This is a genomic window from Janibacter sp. LM (genome assembly GCF_039631275.1).
GTDB classification, from domain to species: domain Bacteria; phylum Actinomycetota; class Actinomycetes; order Actinomycetales; family Dermatophilaceae; genus Janibacter; species Janibacter terrae.
Genome location: NZ_JBDIVG010000006.1, coordinates 118,556 through 138,660 on the forward strand (window position 1 = coordinate 118,556; position 20,105 = coordinate 138,660).

15 protein-coding genes are annotated in these 20,105 nt (G+C 72.0%); 5 read left to right on the top strand and 10 right to left on the bottom strand.

The window, feature by feature from the left end; genetic code table 11:
• Window positions 1-57 precede the first annotated feature (57 nt).
• Complete coding sequence (locus ABC138_RS04350; protein WP_345912830.1) at window positions 58-1,914, bottom strand: helix-turn-helix domain-containing protein; 1,857 nt, start codon at window positions 1,912-1,914, stop codon at window positions 58-60.
• 23 nt (window positions 1,915-1,937) lie between these two features.
• A complete protein-coding gene (locus ABC138_RS04355) occupies window positions 1,938-2,717 on the bottom strand; it encodes a 3-hydroxybutyrate dehydrogenase (protein WP_068324615.1) in 780 nt (259 codons plus the stop codon).
• 177 nt (window positions 2,718-2,894) lie between these two features.
• Here ABC138_RS04355 and ABC138_RS04360 point away from each other — a divergent pair, with 177 nt between their 5' ends.
• On the top strand, window positions 2,895-4,409 hold the full coding sequence (locus tag ABC138_RS04360; protein ID WP_068324612.1) for a GntP family permease: 1,515 nt from the start codon (window positions 2,895-2,897) through the stop codon (window positions 4,407-4,409).
• A gap of 153 nt (window positions 4,410-4,562) precedes the next feature.
• On the opposite strand, the gene ABC138_RS04365 is transcribed toward ABC138_RS04360, so the two are convergent.
• The 5 genes from ABC138_RS04365 to ABC138_RS04385 all read right to left on the bottom strand — a co-directional run bounded on the left by ABC138_RS04365 (window position 4,563) and on the right by ABC138_RS04385 (window position 11,547).
• Entirely contained in the window at window positions 4,563-6,104 is a 1,542-nt protein-coding gene (locus tag ABC138_RS04365) for a UDP-N-acetylglucosamine 1-carboxyvinyltransferase (RefSeq protein WP_068324609.1), read from the bottom strand.
• 124 nt (window positions 6,105-6,228) lie between these two features.
• On the bottom strand, window positions 6,229-8,301 hold the full coding sequence (locus tag ABC138_RS04370) for a 3-hydroxyacyl-CoA dehydrogenase NAD-binding domain-containing protein (protein WP_345912831.1): 2,073 nt from the start codon (window positions 8,299-8,301) through the stop codon (window positions 6,229-6,231).
• Between the two features lie 2 nt (window positions 8,302-8,303).
• Window positions 8,304-9,515, bottom strand: coding sequence for a thiolase family protein (locus ABC138_RS04375; protein ID WP_345912832.1), 1,212 nt, complete (start codon window positions 9,513-9,515; stop codon window positions 8,304-8,306).
• A gap of 221 nt (window positions 9,516-9,736) precedes the next feature.
• On the bottom strand, window positions 9,737-10,969 hold the full coding sequence (locus ABC138_RS04380; protein ID WP_345912833.1) for an HRDC domain-containing protein: 1,233 nt from the start codon (window positions 10,967-10,969) through the stop codon (window positions 9,737-9,739).
• Window positions 10,966-11,547 carry a DUF3000 domain-containing protein gene (locus ABC138_RS04385; RefSeq protein WP_068325413.1) on the bottom strand — a complete coding sequence of 194 codons (582 nt, stop codon included), beginning with the start codon at window positions 11,545-11,547 and terminating at the stop codon, window positions 10,966-10,968. The genes ABC138_RS04380 and ABC138_RS04385 overlap by 4 nt, the downstream gene beginning before the upstream one ends.
• A gap of 110 nt (window positions 11,548-11,657) precedes the next feature.
• Between ABC138_RS04385 and hemE the strand changes: the two genes are divergently transcribed.
• A complete protein-coding gene (gene hemE / locus ABC138_RS04390) occupies window positions 11,658-12,701 on the top strand; it encodes a uroporphyrinogen decarboxylase (RefSeq protein ID WP_170307474.1) in 1,044 nt (347 codons plus the stop codon).
• Here hemE and ABC138_RS04395 read toward each other — a convergent pair.
• Complete coding sequence (locus ABC138_RS04395) at window positions 12,688-13,587, bottom strand: DUF4349 domain-containing protein (RefSeq protein ID WP_170307473.1); 900 nt, start codon at window positions 13,585-13,587, stop codon at window positions 12,688-12,690. The genes hemE and ABC138_RS04395 overlap by 14 nt on opposite strands.
• 108 nt (window positions 13,588-13,695) lie before the next feature.
• Here ABC138_RS04395 and hemG point away from each other — a divergent pair, with 108 nt between their 5' ends.
• From hemG to ABC138_RS04410, 3 genes are all read left to right on the top strand, one after another.
• Window positions 13,696-15,111: a protoporphyrinogen oxidase gene (hemG, locus tag ABC138_RS04400; RefSeq protein ID WP_345912834.1), complete on the top strand. Its 1,416-nt coding sequence runs from the start codon at window positions 13,696-13,698 to the stop codon at window positions 15,109-15,111.
• Window positions 15,108-15,827 (top strand): hydrogen peroxide-dependent heme synthase, encoded by a 720-nt coding sequence (gene hemQ, locus ABC138_RS04405; RefSeq protein ID WP_068324591.1) that lies wholly within the window; start codon window positions 15,108-15,110, stop codon window positions 15,825-15,827. Before hemG ends, hemQ begins: the two co-directional genes overlap by 4 nt.
• A 205-nt stretch (window positions 15,828-16,032) precedes the next feature.
• Entirely contained in the window at window positions 16,033-16,944 is a 912-nt protein-coding gene (locus tag ABC138_RS04410; RefSeq protein ID WP_338538203.1) for a hypothetical protein, read from the top strand.
• Between the two features lie 101 nt (window positions 16,945-17,045).
• Here ABC138_RS04410 and msrB read toward each other — a convergent pair whose 3' ends face one another.
• Window positions 17,046-17,474 carry a peptide-methionine (R)-S-oxide reductase MsrB gene (gene msrB, locus ABC138_RS04415; protein ID WP_345912835.1) on the bottom strand — a complete coding sequence of 143 codons (429 nt, stop codon included), beginning with the start codon at window positions 17,472-17,474 and terminating at the stop codon, window positions 17,046-17,048.
• An 82-nt stretch (window positions 17,475-17,556) separates the two neighbouring features.
• On the bottom strand, window positions 17,557-19,977 hold the full coding sequence (locus ABC138_RS04420; protein ID WP_345912836.1) for a lamin tail domain-containing protein: 2,421 nt from the start codon (window positions 19,975-19,977) through the stop codon (window positions 17,557-17,559).
• Window positions 19,978-20,105 lie beyond the last annotated feature (128 nt).

The following is a 20,105-nucleotide window of genomic DNA, read 5'->3' on the forward strand; positions in this document are numbered from 1 at the left end:
TTGCGAAGGCGAGGTTTATCGGGTCACCCGAGAATCTTGGGGCGCGCGGGACGACGCTCAGGCAGCGAGCAGACGGCGCAGGCGCAGGGCGAGCTGGATCTCCAGGGCGCGGTCGGGGTGCTGCCAGTCGTCGCCGAGCAGCGCCGCGATGCGCGAGAGGCGCTGGGCCACGGTGTTGACGTGGACGTGCAGCTCGGTGGCCGCGTGCCGCGGGCTGGAGCCCGCCGCGAAGTAGGCCGCCAGGGTCCCGACGAGGTCGCTGCCGCGCTCGCGGTCGTAGTCGAGCGCGGGTCCGAGGACCGAGTCCACGTAGTCCTGCACGTCCGGGTCCGACCCGACGATGAGCCCTGCGAAGCCGAGCTCACGGGCCGCCGCACCCGTGCCGGCGCGCCCCAGCGCGATGAGCGCCGCGACGGTGCGGGCGCCGTCGTCGTGGGCAGCGGGCAGGTCGTCGACGTCCCGGACCGGGCCGCAGCCACCGACCGTGATCCGCGGACCGCGCGTCACCCGCTCGGCGAGCGAGCCGGCCAGGCGGTCCGGGTCGTCACCCGGCACGAGGGCGACGATCGAGTCCTCGTGGGTCCCGACGAGGCTGCCCTCGCCGAGCAGGGTGCTCACGGTGAGGGCGAGCGCGCGCTGCTGGGTCGGGTCACCCCCACGGACGACGAGCAGGCAGTAGGGCTGTCGGTGGTCCAGACCCGCTGAGCGGAGGTACCCGGTGCGGTCGTCGTGGCTGCCCCGTGCCGTGAGGAGGTCGGCGACGACGCGGTTGCGCGCGCTCTGCCGGGCGTCGTCGGCCTGGCGCTCGAAGAGGAGGACGAGCGCGGTGACGACGGCCGCACGCTCGACCGTGCGCTGGTCGCTGTCCTCCAGCGTGCCCTGGCCGCCCACGACGAGCGTGCCGAGCTGCTCGCGCGACGCCGTGACGCCGATGGCGTGGACCCCGGCGTGCTCCGCGAGCCGGGCCGGTTCGCTCCGCGCGCGGTCGACCGCCGCGTTGGCGAGCAGCTCGTCCTCGTCGTCGGCGGTGGGCGCCGGGCCGAAGACGCTGCGGCGCTCCCCGCTGTCGGAGTAGAGCACCGCCCAGCCGCCGAGCAGCTCGACGAGCGCGCGGGTGACGTCCTCGACGCCACCCCCTTCGAGCACCACGGAGGCGAAGCGGTCGTGCGCCGCGGCGGCCCGCTGGACGCCGTGGGACTGGTGACGCATCGTCTCGTGGGCCGCGGAGAGGGCAGCGAGCGCCTCCCGGGCGTCGGCGAGCGCACGGGTCTGCACGATGGCGACCGCCGCGAGCGCGGCGAGGTTGCCGAGGAGCCCGACCTCGTCGTGGGAGAAGGGTCGTGGCGTCCGGTTGGCGGCGAAGAGCACCCCGACGAAGTTGGACTCGACGATGAGCGGCGTGCCGCAGATGGCGATGATGCCCTCGTCGCCCACGCCGTGGTCGATGGTCGACGTGTGGCTGAACCGCAGGTCCGAGGGGTAGTCCGCGGTCCAGTACGGCTTGCGGGTGGAGGCGACGAGCCCGCCGAGCCCGTCGCCGAGGGAGAGCCGCAACGACTGGAAGTCCGCCGACACGGAGCCGTCGGTCACGCGCATGAAGGTGTCGCCGGCCTCCGGGTCGTACAGCGTGAGGTAGGCCAGGTCCGTGCCGAGCAGGGTCCTGGCCCGGCGGACGATCGCCTCGAGGACCAGAGCCGGGTCGATCTCCGAGGCCAGCTCCCGGGCGATGTCGAGCAGAGCGCTCTGCGCGGCCTCCCGCCGCCGGTGGGTCTCGCGCGCACTGCCGATGCGCAGCGCGAGGTCCCGGGCCTGCTCGGGGGCCGGACTGTCGGCGAGCAGGGACAGCGGGGCGTCGGCGGCCAGGAGCTCGAGCAGGCGGATCACCTGCTCCAGGGGCGCGTCCTCGCTCGACATGGGGTGCATCCTAGGCACCGGGCTCAGTGCGCGGTCCAGCCGCCGTCGACCGGGAGCGAGGACCCGGTGATGCTCGTCGCGGCGGGGGTGCACAGGAAGAGGGCCATCGCCGCGACCTCGTCGACCTCGACGAGCCGCTTGATCGCCACGGGCGCGAGCATGATCTGCTCGAGGACCTCGTCCTCGGGGATGCCGTGGGTGCTGGCCTGGTCCGCGATCTGCTTCTCCACGAGCGGGGTGCGCACGTAGGCCGGGTTGAGGCAGTTGCTCGTCACCCCGTGCGGCGCGCCCTCCAGCGCGACCACCTTGCTCAGCCCCTCGAGGCCGTGCTTGGCGGAGACGTAGGCGGACTTGAAGGCGCTGGCGCGCAGGCCGTGCACGCTCGAGACGTTGATGATGCGTCCCCAGCCCTGCGCGTACATGTGCGGCAGGTTGTCGCGGATCAGCCGGAAGGGTGACTGGAGCATCAACCGGTGGATGAGATCGAAGCGCTCCACCGGGAACTCGTGCACGGGGCTGACGTGCTGGATGCCGGCGTTGTTGACGAGGACGTCGACCTCGCCCGGCAGGTCCGCCAGCGCGTCGAGGTCGGCCAGGTCGGCGGCGCGCGTGTCCACGACCAGGCCCGGGAGGCCCTCGACGAGGTGCGTGAGACCCCCTTCGTCCAGGTCGACGGCGGTGACCCGCGCGCCGGCGGCGGCGAACCCGGCCACGCAGGCGGCGCCGATGCCGCTCGCGGCGCCGGTGACCAGGACGTGACGGCCGGACAGGTCGGGGACCAGGGAGGTGTGGGGGGAGCTCATGACGAGCAAGGTACGAGCCGTCCGGTCGGTGGCATGTGGGGCCGGACCACGTGATCTGGGTGAAAGGGTGTGCCGACACACCGAAGGTCCGCCCCGGACGTGGTGCCACGATCGGGGACGCCACACTGGCGTCGGCAGGGCCGACGTCGTCCCTGAATGACGAAAGTAGGAAGACCGATGTCCCTAGGACTCGTCGGCATCGTCCTGTCGCTCGGCCTGCTCATGTACCTGGCCTACCGCGGCATCAACGTGCTGATCCTCGCCCCGATCCTCGCCCTGCTGGCGACGCTGCTGGCCGGCGGGCCGCTGCTCGCGACGTACACGCAGGTCTTCATGCCGGCCCTGGGCAAGTACGCCATCACGTACTTCCCGCTCTTCCTCCTCGGAGCGATCTTCGGCAAGGTCATGGATGTCAGCGGCTCCGCCAAGGCGATCGCCGACTTCATCGTCGACCGGATCGGCGCCTCGCGCGCGATCCTCGCCATCACCCTGGCCTGCGGCATCCTCACCTACGGCGGCGTCTCGCTCTTCGTCGTCGCCTTCGCGGTCTTCCCGATCGCCGCAGCGCTGTTCAAGGAGTCCGGCATCCCCAAGCGGCTCATCCCCGCGACGATCGCCCTGGGGTCCTTCACCTTCACGATGACCGCCCTGCCGGGCACGCCCGCGATCCAGAACGCGATCCCGTCGCCGTACTTCTCGACGAACGCCTTCGCGGCCCCCGGCCTGGGTCTCGTCGCCGGCCTGATCATGTTCGGCGGCGGTGTCGCGTGGCTGAACCACCGCTCCCGCAAGCTCGTCGCGGCGGGCGAGGTCTACGAGCCCCCGGTGATGCCGGGCGGCGGCGGCTTCCTCGGCCTCGGTGGCAGGAAGCGCGACGACGACGCCCCGCTCGACGGCGGTGACGGCAGCGCCGGCGCCACCGTCGCGGTCAAGGAGAAGGCCCCGGCACTCGAGGTCAGCGAGACCGACGAGGACCTCATGGACCGTCCCGAGGTCCCGTGGGCCATCGCCTTCCTCCCGATCTTCGTCGTCATCGCGCTCAACTACGCGCTCGTCAACTGGATCTTCCCCGCGATGGACTTCGAGTACCTCAAGCAGGAGGCCTACGGGTCGGTCGGCATCGACGACGTCGCCGGCATCTGGGGCATCATCGTCGCGCTCGTCGCGTCCATCGTCATCGCGCTGGGCGCCAACTGGACCCGGATCGCCGACGTCAAGGGTGCGGTCAACGAGGGCACGATGGGTTCGCTGCTCCCGATCTTCAACACCGCGTCCGAGGTCGGCTACGGAGCCGTCATCAGCTCGCTGGCCGCCTTCGCCACGATCAAGGACGCCGTCCTGGGCATCTCGGGCAACCCGCTCGTCTCGCTGGCCCTCTCGGTCAACGTCCTCGCCGGCATCACCGGGTCCGCGTCCGGCGGCATGAGCATCGCCCTCGAGGCCCTCGGCGACCAGTTCAAGACGATGGCCATCGAGCAGGGGATCAGCCTCGAGCTCGTCCACCGCGTCACCGCGATCTCCTCGGGTGGCTTCGACGCCCTGCCGCACAACGGCGCGGTCATCACGCTGCTCGCGATCTGCGGCCTGAGCCACCGGCAGTCCTACAAGGACATCGCGGTCGTCGCGATCGCCGTCCCTGTCCTCGCGCTGGTCGTCGTGATCCTGCTCGGCACGATCTTCGGCAGCTTCTGACCGACCTGAGGACGACGGGCGCCGCCCTGAGGAGCCTGCGCAGCAAGCGTCTCGAAGGGCGCCGCCCTGAGGAGCTTGCTCAGCAAGCGTCTCGAAGGGGGAGGCCCCACCGGTGATCCGGTGGGGCCTCCCCCTTCGTCGTGCGCGGGAACGTCAGCCGATGTCGCGGAAGGGCTGCACGCTGGCCCCGAGCGCGTTGAGGCGCTCGGCCAGGTCCTCGTAGCCGCGGTTGATGACGTAGACGTTGCGCAGGTAGGACGTGCCCGGCGCGGCGAGCATCGCGAGCAGCACGACGACGCCGGGACGCAGCGCCGGCGGGCAGGTGACCTCGTTCGCGCGCCACCGGTTGGGGCCCTCGACGAGCACGCGGTGCGGGTCCATGAGGGTGACCTTGCCGCCGATCTTGTTGAGCTCGGTGAGGTAGATCGCCCGGTTGTCGTACACCCAGTCGTGGATCGTCGTCGTGCCCTCGGCGCAGGCGGCGATGAGGGCGAAGAAGGGCAGGTTGTCGATGTTCAGACCGGGGAAGGGCATCGGGTGGATCTTGTCGATCGGCGCCTTGAGCGGCCCGGGGTGGGTGGTGATGTCGACGAGGCGGGTGCGGCCGTTGTCGGCGAGGTACTCCTGCGAGAGGGAGTACTTCATGCCCATGCCGGCGAGGGTCGCCAGCTCGATCTCGAGGAACTCGATGGGGGAGCGGCGGATCGTGATCTCGGACTTGGTGACGACCGCGGCGGCGATCAGGCTCATGGCCTCGATCGGGTCCTCGCTCGGTGCGTACTCGACGTCGACGTCGATCTCGGTGAGCCCGATGACCTCCAGGGTCGTGGTGCCGATGCCCTTGACCTGGACACCGAGCTTCTCGAGGAAGAAGCACAGGTCCTGGACCATGTAGTTGGGCGAGGCGTTGCGGATCGTCGTGCGACCCGGGTGACGGGCGGCAGCCATGAGCGCGTTCTCCGTGACGGTGTCGCCGCGCTCGGTGAGGATGATCGTCGTGTCGGTGGCGTCCTGGTCGGTGACCTTCGCCTCGTACCAGCCCTGCGTGGCGGTCACGTCGAGGCCGAAGTGGGTCAGCGAGGTCATGTGCGGCTCGACGGTGCGGGTGCCGAGGTCGCAGCCGCCGGCGTAGGGCAGCCGGAAGCTGTCGAACTCGTGCAGCAGCGGGCCGAGGAACATGATCACCGTGCGGGTGCGCCGTGCGGCCTCCTCGTCCATGGCGTCGAGGTTGATCCGCGCCGGAGGGGTGATCTCGAGGTCGGAGCTGTCGGGGAGCCAGCGGGTCTTGACCCCGATGGAGTCGAGGACCTCGAGGATCCGGTTGACCTCCTCGATGCGGGCCAGGTTGCGCAGGGTCGTCGTGCCCTTGTTGAGCAGCGACGCGCAGAGCAGGGCGACGGCGGCGTTCTTGCTCGTCTTGACGTCGATCGCTCCGGAGAGGCGACGTCCCCCCTCGATCTTCAGGTGGACCGCGCCACTGGTCGGGGTGCGGGTCAGGGCGACGAGCTCGGTGTCGAGCGTCTCGCTGATCCGGGCGAGGTTGTCGAGCGTCAGGTTCTGACCGCCCGCCTCGATGCGGGCGACCGCGCTCTGGCTGGTCTCCAGCTTCACCGCGAGGTCCGCTTGGGAGAGGCCGGCGCGGTGACGCGCCTCCTTGATGGTGGTGCCGATACGGGCCAGGTAGTCATCAGACATGCGCTCAACCGTAACCCATATATGAGATAGAAGCAGATCCTGGAATCCCGTGCGTGTCGTGACGAAGGGGGAGGTCCCGCCCAGCGGCGGGACCCCCCTTCGAGACGCTTGCTGAGCCCGCGCCTCAGGCCGGGACGCTGGCAGCGCCGCGGGGCAGGAAACGCTGGCCGGTGACCTGCTCCGAGACGCCCTCACGGTCGAGGAGCGGGGTGAGGCCGCCGTTCCAGAACTGGAACCCGGCGCCGGTGATCATCGCCAGGTCGATGTCCATCGGGGCCTGGGCGACACCGTCGTCGAGCATCGTGCGGACCTCTTCGGCGAGGACGCCGAGGACGCGCTCGCGCACCTGCTGGGAGGTCAGCTCGACCGGGGAGGCGGGGGCCGTGAGCAGCTCCGCCACGCCGTCGTCGTCGTAGCCACGCTTGCCCGCCTCGACGATCGCCCTGAGGTTCGGCGAGACGTAGAACCGCTCGCCGAGCTCGCGGTGGAGCGTCTGGCTGTTGTGCAGCGCGATCGCCGGCCCGACGAGGCCGACGAGGACCTGCGGGGGCATCGGGGCCAGGCCCGCGATGCCTTCGTTCGCGACCTCGACGGGGGTGCCCTCGTCGACGATCCGGCTGAACTCGCCCATGAACCGGCCGAGCAGGCGGTTGGCGATGAAGGACGGCGAGTCCTTGACGAGGATGCACGTCTTCTTCAGGCCCTTGCCGGTGGCGAAGGCCGTCGCGAGCGCCGCGTCGTCCGTCCGCTCGCCCGGGATGATCTCGAGCAGCGGCATGACCGCGACCGGGTTGAAGAAGTGGAAGCCGACGACCCGCTCCGGGTGCCGCAGCCGCGACGCCATCTCGGTGATGGACAGCGACGAGGTGTTGGACGCGAGCACGCACTCGGGCGTGACGATCTGCTCGACCTCGGCCCAGACCTGCTGCTTGACGCCCATCTCCTCGAAGACGGCCTCGATGACGAAGTCCGCGTCGGCGAACCCGTCCTTGCTCGTGGAGCCGGTGATGAGCGCCTTGAGCTGGTTGGCCTTGTCCTGCGTGATCCTGCCCTTGGTCAGGGACGTGTCGATCTCGGCGTGGACGTACGCGACGCCCTTGTCGACACGCGCCTGGTCGAGGTCGGTCATGACGACCGGCACCTTGAGCGAGCGGATGAAGAGCAGCGCCAGCTGGCTGGCCATCAGGCCGGCGCCCACGATGCCGACCTTGCCGACGGGACGGGCGAGGGCCTTGTCCGGGGCGCCGGCAGGACGCTTGGCGCGCTTCTGCACGAGGTCGAAGGAGTACAGGCCGGCGCGCAGCTCGTCGCCCATGAGGAGGTCGGCCAGGGCCTCGTCCTCGGCGGCGAAGGCGGCGTCGCGTCCGGCCGTGCGGGCGGCGGTGACGAGCTCGATGGCACGGTAGGGCGAAGGGGACTTCCCCGCGGTCTTCGCGTCGGCGAGCTGGGTGGCGGCCGCGGCAGCGGCCTCCCACACGGCGGCGTCGTCGCTGACCGGCTCGCGCTCGACCGTCGTCTCCCCGGAGAGGACCCCGGCCGTCCAGATGATCGACTGCTCGAGGAAGTCGGCGCCGTCGAGGAGGACGTCGGCCAGGCCGAGAGAGGCGGCCGCCGGGCCGCTCAGCATCCGGTTGGTGCTCAGCGGGTTCTCGATGATGACCCGCAGCGCCTTCTCCGGTCCGACGAGGCGGGGGAGGAGGTAGCAGCCGCCCCAGCCCGGCACGAGCCCGAGGAAGACCTCCGGCAGGGCGATCGCGGGCACGGCCCTGCTCATGGTGCGGTAGTCGCAGGCGAGCGACAGCTCGACGCCGCCACCCATCGCGGCCCCGTTGACGAAGGCGAAGGTCGGCACCGGCAGGTCCATGACGGCCGCATAGGCGGCGTGGCCGGCGCGGGCGATCTCGAGGGCCTGCTCGCGGGTGGCGACACCCGGGACGCCGGAGAGGTCGGCACCGACGGCGAAGACGAAGGGCTTGCCGGTGACGGCGACCGCGACGATCTCGCCCGCCTCCGCACGCTGCTGCAGGGTCTCGACGACGGCTGACAGGCCGGCCAGGCCCTCGGGACCGAAGGTGTTGGGCCTGGTGTGGTCGTGGCCGTTGTCCAGGGTGATCAGGGCCAGCGTGCCGCCGTCGGCGGGGAGCTGGACGTCCTGGACGAGGGCGCGGGTGACGACCTCGGGCTTGGGCTCGCTCATGCTCAGTTCTCCTTGCCGTAGTCGGCGTGGTGCGGGTTCTCCCAGATGACGGCGCCACCCATGCCGATGCCGATGCACATGGCGGTCATGCCGTAGCGGACGCTCGGGTCCTCGGCGAACTGCCGGGACAGCTGCGTCATGAGGCGCACGCCGGAGGAGGCGAGCGGGTGCCCGGTGGCGATGGCGCCGCCGTAGCGGTTGACCTTGTCGGAGTCGTCGGCGATGCCGAAGTGCTCGAGGAAGGCGAGCACCTGCACGGCGAAGGCCTCGTTGAGCTCGAAGAGACCGATGTCGTCGATCGTCAGGTCGGCCTTGCCCAGAGCCTTCTCCGCGGCGGGGACGGGGCCGTAGCCCATGACCTCCGGCTCGACGCCGACGAAGGCGAACTCGACGAGGCGCATGCCGACGGGCAGGCCCAGCTCCTGGGCGGTCTCCTCGGCCGCGAGGATGCAGGCCGTGGCACCGTCGTTGAGACCGGCGGCATTGCCGGCCGTGACCTTGCCGTGCGGGCGGAAGGGGGTCTTCAGGCTCTGCAGGGACTCGAGCGTCGTCTGCGGGCGCGGGGGCTCGTCGGCCGTGGCCAGGCCCCAGCCCTTGTCGGCGTGGCGGGTCGCGGTCGGCACGAGGTCGGGCTGGATCCTGCCGTCCTCGTAGGCCCGGGCGAGCTTGCGCTGGCTGTTGACGGCGAACTTGTCCGAGCGCTCCTTGGTGAGGCTCGGGTAGCGGTCGTGCAGGTTCTCGGCCGTCTTGCCCATGACGAGGGCGGACGGGTCGACGAGCTTTTCGGCGACGACACGCGGGTTGGGGTCGACGCCCTCGCCCATGGGGTGACGGCCCATGTGCTCGACGCCCCCGGCCACGGCGATGTCGATGGACCCGAAGGAGATCGCGCCAGCGACATTGGTCACCGCGGTCATCGCGCCCGCGCACATGCGGTCGATCGAGTAACCGGGGGTCGTGGTGGGCAGGCCCGACAGCAGCGCGGCCATGCGACCGAGGGTGAGGCCCTGGTCCCCGATCTGGGTGGTCGCGGCGATCGCGACCTCCTCCACGCGCTCGGGCGGCAGCTGCGGGTGGCGCCGCATGAGCTCTCGGATGCAGTTGATGACGAGGTCGTCGGCGCGGGTCTGGGCGTACATGCCCTTGTCCCCGGCTTTGCCGAACGGTGTGCGGACGCCGTCGACGAAGACGACCTCACGAGAAGTGCGGGGCACGGTTGGCCTCTCTGTCGTGGTGCAGGTGACCTCAGGCTACTAAGCGCTTGCTTATCTGCCATCAGCTCGTGCAGTGACGCGTCCCACAGGCGGGCAGACAGCCACGTCCTGGAGGGAGCAACCGGGCAGACACGTTCCCTGAGGGAGCGGCCGGGCAGACACGTTCCCTGAGGAGGTTGCGCAGCACCGTCTCGAAGGGACGGTCGCACCAGGCGCGCAGGTCAGGCGTCGGGGTGGGCGGCGAAGGCGTCGGCGATCATCGGCGCGACGATCTCGCGCTGCCAGGGGCGCACCCCGAGGTCGGCGAGCGCGGAGGCGAAGGCCTCGGGACTGCGCTCGGCAGGCGGCGACCAGATGACCCGGCGGAGCGGGTCGGGCGAGCAGACGTTCTCGATCGGGATCGTGTGCTCCTCGGCGAAGGCGCCGAGGCTCTCGCGCGTCGTCGTCAGCCGCTCGGCCGCGATCGGGTCACGGTTGGCCCACGAGCGTTGCGGTGGGGGGCCGTCCGACTTCAGCGAGGGTGCGGGCAGCTCGTCGTCGCCGAGGTTGCGGGCGCGCTGGACCGCGTCGAGCCAGGCGCGCTGGCTGCGCTGGATCGCGCGGTGGCCCCGTGGCAGGTCGCCCGCGGACTGCGGGTTGGCCAGCGCGATGTCGACGAGGGAGGTGTCGGGGATGACGCGGCCGGGGGAGGTGTCGCGGTCCCGGGCGATGCGGTCACGCTCGTACCAGAGCTCGCGCACGGTCGCGAGGACCCGGGGCTGCCGGATCTTGTGCAGACCCGAGGTGCGGCGCCACGGGTCCTCCTTGACGGCCGGCCGCCAGGTGAGCAGCGCCTCGAACTCCTGGCGAGCCCACTCACTCTTGCCCTGCGCGGCCAGGTCGATCCCCATGAGGTTGCGCAGCTCGGTGAGGACCTCGACGTCGAGGGCGGCGTAGCGCAGCCACGGCTCGGGCAGCGGACGCGTCGACCAGTCGACGGCCGAGTGCTCCTTGGCCAGGCTGATCCCGAGGTAGTGCTCGATGACGGCGGACAGGCCCACCCGGGGCAGCCCGAGGAGCCGGGCGCCGAGCTCGGTGTCGAAGATCTGGCGGGGCGACAGGCCGAGGTCCTGCAGGCAGGGCAGGTCCTGGGTGGCCGCGTGCAGGATCCACTCGCCGGTGCCGATGGCCCGGTCGAGGGGGTCGAGGTCGGGCAGCGTCACCGGGTCGATGAGCCAGGTGCCGGCGCCGTCACGGCGCACCTGGACGAGGTAGGCGCTCTGGCCGTAGCGGTAGCCGGAGGCGCGCTCGGCGTCGAGGGCCACCGGGCCGGTGCCCGAGGCGATCGCCGCTGCGCAGTCGTCGAGCTCGGTCTCGGAGGTGATGACCGGCGGCACCCCGTCGGCGGGGGCGGTGAGGACGGGGAGCGGGGCCTCCTCGGCGGCGCTCCCGTCCGGTGCGGGCGGCTGGCTCAACGACGCCGCCCCGGGAGGGCCACCACTCCGGGCGGCAGGGGCGGCAGGCCCCCGACGGTGGCGAGCATGTCGATCCAGGCGAGCAGGTGGGTGCCGACGGAGGCGTCGGCGGGACTCCACGACGCACGGATCTCCATCTCGACGCCGACCTCCCGGTCCTCCAGGTCGCCGAAGGACTCCGACACGACGTGCGTGACGGTGCCCGCGAGGTTGGCGTCGCCGACCCCGTGCGCCTCGAGCGCGTCGGTGAGCCAGGACCAGCCGACGGCACCGAGCATCGGGTCACCGGCGACCTCGGCCTCGAGCTCGGCCCGGGCGAAGGTCACGACCCGCCACGGACCGCCCCAGGGCTCGGGCTCCGCCGGGTCGTGCAGCAGGACGAAGCGTCCGGTCGCGAGGTCCTCGCCGTCCTCGGAGTCGACGATGTCGGCGGTCATCGCGACGGCGTCGGGGGCGAGCCGGGTCGGCGCGGGCACCTCGGTGAGGCGGACCTCGGGGCGCAGGCGGGTCTCGTGCAGGCTCCGCAGTGCGCGGGCGAAGTCCGGCGACGGTGCGTCGGAGATCTCTCGGGTGGCCACCTCGTGAGACTAGGTCGCGCGGGGCCGTTCGCGCGGGAGGGCACGCCGAGGGGCGGCGACCAAGGGGGAGACCCCCCTTCGTCCTGCGGTCACCGTGGGAGGATGCGAGCGTGACCACCACTGCCTCGCCCTCCGACAGCCCCCTCGTCCGCGCGGCGCGTGGCGAGTCCGTGCCCCACACGCCGGTGTGGTTCATGCGCCAGGCCGGGCGGTCGCTGCCCGAGTACCGGGAGATCCGTCGCGGGACGGATATGCTTCAGGCCTGCCGCACCCCCGACCTCGTCACCGAGATCACCCTGCAGCCGGTCCGCCGGCACCGCGTCGACGCGGCGATCTTCTTCTCCGACATCGTCGTGCCGCTCGAGGCCACGGGCATCGCCATCGACATCGAGCCGGGGGTCGGGCCGGTACTCGACCAGCCCTTCGAGTCCCGCGCCGACCTCGACCGCATCCCCGAGCTGACGCCGGAGATGGTCCCGGACATCACCGAGTCCGTCCGGCGGATCGTCCTCGAGCTCGGTCCGACGCCGCTCATCGGTTTCGCCGGGGCGCCCTTCACCCTCGCCTCGTACCTGATCGAGGGCGGGCCGAGCAAGAACCACGAGCTGACCAAGTCGCTCATGCACGGGGACCCGCAGCTGTGGAACGACCTGTGCGAGCGCCTGACCCAGATCTCGACCGCCTTCCTCCAGGTGCAGGTCGAGGCCGGCGCCAGCGCGATCCAGCTCTTCGACAGCTGGGCCGGGTTCCTGTCCAAGGCCGACTACCGCAGGTACGTCCTACCGCACAGCCGCGCCACGCTCGCCGCCCTCGCCGACTCGGGTGTGCCGCGCATCCACTTCGGCGTGGGGACCGGTGAGCTGCTCCCCGACATGGCCGGCGCAGGGACCGAGGTCATCGGGGTCGACTACCGCGTCAACCTCGCCGAGGCCATCGAGCGGGTCGGCAGCACCCACCCGGTCCAGGGCAACCTCGACCCGGCGCTGCTCTTCGCCCCCTGGGAGGTCGTCGAGCGCGAGGTGCGGCGCATCCTGCAGGAGGGCCGCGCCGCACCCGGTCACATCTTCAACCTCGGCCACGGGGTCCTGCCCGACACCGACCCGGTGGTCCTCACCCGCGTCGTCGAGCTCGTGCACGACGTCAGCGCGCGGTAGTCCCCGTCAGTCCCGGCCGGCGGGTGCGGCGACGCAGCCACCACACGAGCGGGCCGCCGAGCACCAGGCCGGTCACGGCGAAGGGGGTCACCGCGCCCAGCACGGTCGCGCCCACCTCGAGCGCCGAGGTGAAGGCCCGCCAGCCGTCCTGCAGGCCGGCGCCGAAGCCGGTCTCGTCCTCGGCCGGTCCGTCCGCAGGAGGCGGCTCGGTCGACAGGCTCACCGTCACGGGGGCCGTCGTCGTCCGCCGCTCCAGGGCCGTGCGCTGGCTGACCATCGACTCGAGGTCCGCCTCGCGCGTGGACAGCTCGTCCTCGAGCGTGACGATCTGGCTCAGGTCCTCGGTGGAGGCGATGAGCTTGCGCAGGCGCTCGACCGACCGCGTGAGGGTCCGCACCCGCGAGGACGTGTCCGTGTACTGCGAGCTGAGGTCCTCGGCCGTGCTCGTGCGCTGCGTGACGTGGCCGACGTCGGCGAGCGTCGTCATCGTCGCGTCCAGCTCGGCGACGGGCACGGTGACGGTGATCTCGGCCCAGGCGCGGCCCCCTTCGTCGGTCGCGGCCCGCGAGTCCTCGGACGAGACGTAGCCCTCGACCTCGCTCGCCGCCGAACGCACCTTGGCGCTGGCCTGCTCGACGTCCTCGACGGTGATCGACATGCGGGCCGTCCGCGCGACGTGGGCGTTGCTCGGGGCCTTGTAGCTGCCGGCGCTCCTGACGTCCTTCGCGGCCTCGCCCGACCCGGCTGCGGAGTCCGACGCCGCGCTCGCCCCACTCTCCGGCCCGACGGCGTCGCCGCCCTCGGAGCCGCCGGCGCTGCAGCCGGCGAGGGCGATCCCGCCCGCCGCCACGAGTGCCGCCCAGGTCCTCGTCTGCGTGGTCCTCATCGTGCTGCCCCCTGCTGCTCGCGCGGTCGGGCGGTCCCGACCGTCTCGTGCCTCAGACGCGACGAGGGCACCGATCGGTTCCATCTGCGCGGGTGGGAGACTCGGGGCATGGGTTCGCGTGTCGTCGTCGTCGGTGGGGGCCTCGCCGGGCTGGCCACGGCCCACCACCTCCTGAGGGCGCGACCCGAGCTCGAGCTCACCCTCCTCGACGGGGGCGACCGCCCCGGCGGCAAGGTCCGTCGGGCGGAGGTCGGGGGAGTGCTCGTCGACGTCGGTGCCGAGTCGGTCGTGGCCTCGAGCGCCGCGGGGCGCGCCCTCTTCGCCGACCTCGGTCTCGCCGACCGGGTCGTGCACCCCGAGCCCGTCCCCGCCGCCATCTGGTCGCGTGGCGCGCGGCACCCCGTGCCCGGCCGCAGCTTCCTCGGCGTCCCCGGCCCGGAGACGGATCTCGCCGGCCTGCTCGACGAAGGGGAGGTCGCCCGCGCCGCGCGACCGGCTCCCTTCGTCCTCGACGCCGACGACGTGAGCGTCGCCGCGTCCGTGGGCGCCGTGTACGGCCGGGCGGTCGTCGACCGGGTCGTCGAGCCGCTCCTCGGTGGCGTCTACGCCGGCCGGGTCGACCGGCTCTCCCTGCGCGCGACCATGCCGGTGCTGTGGGCCGCGATGAGCGAGGGGCTGGCGATGCCCGAGGCCGTCGCGTCGCTGCTCCCGCCCGCCGACGCACCCCCGCGCCCGCGCGTGATGGGACTCGTCGGGGGCATCGGCACGCTCGCGGACGCCCTGGCACGCAGCGTCACCGACGCCGGTGGGCGGATCGACAGCGGTGCCCTCGTGCGCCGCGTCCGCCGCACGAGCACCGGCTGGCAGGTCGTCGCCGGCGCGACCAAGGCCCCCGTGGTCCATGACGCCGACGCCGTCGTCCTCGCCGTGCCGGCCGCCCCGACGGCCCGCCTGCTCACCGACCACGCCCCGGCAGCCGCCGCTGCGCTCGCAGGGATCGAGTACGCGTCGATGGCGGTCATGACCTTCGCGCTGCCGCGCGCCGGCGCCCCCGACCTGCCGGGGAGCGGGTTCCTCGTGCCGGCCGTCGACGGGCGCACCATCAAGGCCAGCACCTTCGCCGCGACCAAGTGGGCATGGGTCGGCGAGGCGAGCGAGGACGTCCTCCTCCTGCGCGCCTCGGCCGGCCGGGCCGGCGACGTCGCCGCGCTGCAGCGCGACGACGACGAGCTGACCGCGGTCGCCCTGACCGAGATCGGCGCGGCCGTCGGCGCACCCCTGCCCGAGCCCGTCGACGTCCACGTGCAGCGCTGGGGCGGCGGGCTGCCGCAGTACGACCTCGGGCACACTGACCGGGTCGCCGCAGTGCGCGCCGCCGTCGCCGCCCTGCCCGGGCTCGAGGTCGCCGGTGCCGCCTACGACGGCGTCGGCATCGGCGCCGTCCTCGCCGGCGCGGCCGCGACCGCCACCACGGTCCTCGACGCACTGCCCCCTTCGTCCACCACCCGACAGGAGTCCGCATGACCACCCGGCCCGCACCCGAGAAGCCCACCCGCGAGCAGCTCGAGGCGATCAACAGCAGCATCCACTACGCGATGTTCTCCGCCTTCGCGCTCACCACCCCGCTCGGCGACACCGACCGGGATGCGCTCGTGCAGGAGGTCGAGGCCCTCTTCGCCGAGGTGACCGACGGCGGCGTGCGCATCCGCGGCGTCTACGACGTGGGTGGCCTGCGCGCCGACGCCGACCTGCTGGTCTGGTGGCACGCCGACGAGATCGAGCTGCTCCAGGACGCGTACAAGCGGCTGCTGCGCACCGAGCTCGGCGCCCACCTCGAGCCGGTGTGGTCCAACGCGGCCGTGCACCGCCAGGCCGAGTTCAACCGCAGCCACGTCCCGGCCTTCATGGCCGGCGAGGAGCCGCGCGACTACGTGTGCGTCTACCCCTTCGTGCGCTCCTACGACTGGTACGTCCTCGACGACAAGGACCGCCGCTTCATGCTCGCCGAGCACGGCGCGATGGCCAAGGACTTCCCGGACGTGCGTGCCAACACCATCCCCGCCTTCGCCCTCGGCGACTACGAGTGGATCCTCGCCTTCGAGGCCGACGAGCTGCACCGCATCGTCGACCTGATGCGCGAGCTGCGCGCCTCCAAGGCCCGCCTGCACGTGCGCGAGGAGATCCCCTTCTTCACCGGCCCGCGGGTGAGCGTCTCGGCGCTGGTGGGTGGCTTGCGCTGAGGGAGGCGCCCCACCTGCCCCAGGATTCTCGGGTCACCCGATAAACCTCGCCTTCGCAAGAGTTTGAAACTCTTGCGAAGGCGAGGTTTCTCTTGCTGAGGCACAGCTGCGTCGCTCGATCCACATCCGGGCACTGCGAGCGGCGACTGTCCCCAGCCCGAAGACCGGCCGGTCAGGTCCTGGTCGGCGACATCAGGGTGAGCCCATGATCGACGTCACCGAGACCCCCTTCGCGCAGCTGCTGACACTGCCCGACGGCATCTTCACGCGGCAGGAGGCGCTGGGCGTCGGCCTGCGCGACGAGGTGCTGATCGCCGGCGTGCGCCGCGGAGTCATCCGTCGCCTCTGTCGTGGCGCGTACACCTCACCCGGGGCACGGACGAAGGGGGAGGAACGTCGCCTGCTCGCCCGGGCGGCCCTGCGGATGTACCCAGACGCGGTCCTCGTCGGTGCCACCGCGGCGGCCGCATACGGGATCCCGCTCTTCGAGGTGCCCGTCGTGCCTGCCGACCTGGCACGCCCGATCCAGCGGGAGGCGAGTACCCGACACATCCGGCTACGCCCCCTGCGTGACACACCCCTGGACACGCCCTGGGGACCGGCAACCGACACGGCGACGGCGCTCATCCAGATCTGTCTGGACCACGGGGTCCTGCCGGGGGTGGCCTCGATCGACGCAGCCTTGCACGCGCAGCGGGTCGACGTGCAGCAGCTGCAGACGGCGTTCGAGCGGGTGTCCGGGTGGCCGCACGCCGGACGGGCCCGGTGCGCGTTGGCGTGGTCCGACGGTGACGCGGAGTCGCTGGGGGAGAGCGTGACGCGGGCTATCCTCCTCGGGGCCGGCTTCCGGGTGGTCTCCCAGCTGCCCATCGCCGATCGCGACGGGGTGGTGTTCGCCCGCGTCGACCTGGGCATCGAGGACACTCCCGTGCTCCTCGAGTTCGACGGCAAGGTCAAGTACAGCGACGGCGGGCCGGACGCCCTCTTCAGGGAGAAGAAGCGTGAGGACCGCATCCGCGCCCGTGGCTACATCGTCATCCGCGTGGTCTGGGCCGATCTGTTCCACCCGGAACGGATCATCCGTGCCGTCATGGAAGCGCTCGCCCGGGTCGCGTGAGCGCTGGGCAAGAGAAACCTCGCCTTCGCAAGAGTTAGAAACCCTTGCGAAGGCGAGGTTTATCGGGTGACCCGAGAATCCTGAGGCGGGTGAGGCGTCGCTCAGCCCTGAGCGGGCCGCAGCGTCATCGAGATCGAGTTGATGCAGTAGCGCTGGTCGGTGGGGGTGTCGTACCCCTCTCCCTCGAAGACGTGACCCATGTGGCTGCCGCAGTTGGCGCAGCGGACCTCGATGCGGGGGCGGCCGGGCAGGGAGTCGTCCTGGATGTACTCCACCCGGTCCCCGGCGAGGGGGGAGTAGAAGGAGGGCCAGCCGCAGTGGCTCTCGAACTTGGTGTCGGAGGCGAAGAGCTCGCTGCCGCAGGCACGGCAGGCGTAGACGCCCTCCGTCTGGGTGTCGGTGTACTCACCGGTGAAGGGCCGCTCGGTCCCCGCTGCGCGCAGCACGGAGAACTCGTCGGGGCTGAGCTCGGCCCGCCACTGCTCGTCGGTCTTGGTGACCGCGTAGTCGCGGTCGGTGGGCTCCATCATGCGAAGACTCCTTCTGGCTGGGTGCGTCCATCATGCAACGACGTGGCCCCCGCAGAACTTCCGGGGGCCACGTCGCGCCCGGTCACCTCTTGAGGTCCAGGTGCACGACCTGCGGGTCGTGGTCGCTGTCCTGGTCGGCGAAGGGGGAGTTGGTGTGCACGATGTCGTACGTGAACGCGGGGCGCGTGCCCCGGCCCGTGCCGCTGCCGCTGCCGCTGCCGTCGAGCGTCGCGAGCGCCGGCGAGAGCAGGATGTGGTCGAGCACCTGGCTGTTGCCCTCGTAGACATAGGTCCACTGCTCGTGCTCGGGCAGCGTCCGCGGCAGGTCGGTCATCGCCGTCGGGCCCGAGCCCTCGAGGATGTCCGTGGTCTCGCTGAACTCGAAGTCGTTGACGTCACCGGCGACGACGAGCTTCGCGTCCGGGTCGGCGGCGAGCAGGTCGTCGGTCAGCGCGCGGACCTCACGGGCCTGCGCGTGGCGGTCGTCCTCGCTCGAGCGCACCGGCTGCTGCCAGCGACCGAAGAGCGGGTCGTCGCCCCCCTTCGAGCTGAAGTGCACGGCGGCGACGAAGACGCGCTCGCCGCGGTACCGGTACTCGGCGATGAGCGGCTTGCGGCTGCCGTCGAAGGCGGGCGAGGACGGCGCGATGCGGCCGGGGGACTCGGTGAGGTAGGCGCCCTTCTTGTCCGTGCCGACGCTCGTGGCGTGGTCGGCCGCACCCGAGCTGCGCTCGACGAAGTCGAGGTCGCGGTCGGTGCGGTGCAGCAGGACGTTGCGGATGTTGCCGCCGGGCTGGCCGCCGTCGGCCTTGTCCTGGGGGTCGACCCAGTGCGCCTCGTAGGTCGGGCCCCCCTGCGCCTCGATGGCCGCGATGAGCTTGTCCGTGGTCGCCGTCGAGTCGACGGTGCCGTCGTCGGCCGGGCCGCTCGCGTCCTGGATTTCCTCCATCGCGATGACGTCGGGGCTGCGCAGGTTGTCGACGACCTGCCCGGCGAGCCGGTCGAACTTGTCCTGCGGGTTCTGCGGCGCGAGGTTCTCGACGTTGAACGCGGCGACGGACAGCTGGCGGTCGTGCTGCTGCGGCGCGACCTCGCGCTCCAGGCCGCCGTCGGCGACCGTCGGGACCTGCGTCGCCAGCAGCTTGACGTTGGCGAAGGAGTAGTCGAGCGGTCCGGCGACGAGACCGGGGAGGGTGTCGCGCACGTCGGCGTCCGGGAGCGATCCCGAGGGCAGCAGGGCGTCGTCGACGAGGACGCGCATCGCGTTGGGGTGGTCGTAGCCGGAGTACAGGACGCCGCCCGCCTCGGTGCGGGTCGCGTCGACGCCGGAGCCGGGGACGACCGGGATCTCGTAGCCCGTCGGGCCGACGACCTGGGCGTCGCGGACGCCGACCTGCATGCCCTCCATCGACTCGTAGAAGTCGATGGCGTCGCGGTCGGGGCGGAAGTCCGCGTCGTCGTACTCGACGCTCTTGGGGTCCTCGGCGTCGACCGTCTGCTGCGGTGCGGTGCGGTCCTCGCCGAGCACGACGGGGACAGGGACCTCACCTCGGCCGGTGACGGTGACCGCGGGGGAGACGATCTCGGTGGTCGTCAGGTTGTCCCAGCCACCCGAGCCCCCGGGACGGAACTCGTCGACGAAGCCGTCGACGCTCACCGTGTCCCCGACGGCCACCGACGGGGCGGAGCGGGTGTAGGTGAGGATGCCCTCAGAGGTCGCGGCGTCGTCGTCCGGCGTGGTGCTCTGCATCCAGAACCCGTTGCGCGAGACCGCCGTGACGACTCCCTCCACCTCGTTGACGGCGGTGCCGTCGAGCTCGCTGAGGTGGTGGCTGCCCTGGATCCGCGCGATGGTCTCCGGCTCGTCGACCGGCGGCTCGCCGCCGTCGTCGGGCTCGCAGACCACCGCAGCCGTGCTGGAGCTCTGCGGGGTCGGTGCACCGACGACGAAGTCGGCCGCGTTGTTGTCCGTGTCCGTGCAGATGTCCCGGCGCGCGACCGAGGTCGCGTTGTTCGTCGCGTCCGCGGAGGCGCCCTCGGCCGGGCTGGCCCCGCCCCAGCCGAGGCGGTCCACGACCTGCCCGTCGGGCCCCACGACCTCGACGCGCGCACCGGAGGAGGACATCGCGACGGTGCCCGTGGCGTCCGCCGTCGGCAGCGGCAGCGCGGTGCCGCTCTGGTTGGCCCCGTCGGCCTGCTTGACGAGGTAGCGCCCGCCGGCGACGACCGTGCCCGACAAGGGCGTGGTCTGCGCGGTGGTGCCGCTCGCCGAGTAGTAGCGCAGCGTCCAGCCGGTGAGGTCGACGTCGCTCTGCGCGCGGTTGGCGAGCTCGACGAAGTCGCTTCTGTGGGTGGCACCGGAGTTGCCTCCGCCCCCGTAGGCCTCGGAGACCACGAGGTCGGGCGAGGCGGCGGACGCGCTCGGCGCGACGACGGCCAGCCCGGTGAGGGCGAAGGGGGCGAGGGTCAGGGCCGCGAGGGCGCGGCGTCGACGAGAGGGCATCTGGGCGGGCTCCTGGGAGGGATGGGGTGTGGCCCCCGCGACCCTAGGCCGCGCAGGTGCTGCGCGCAGCGCGACGAGGTGAACGTCGGACGTCCATCTCACCGCGCCGCGGTGACCGCCGTGACCCC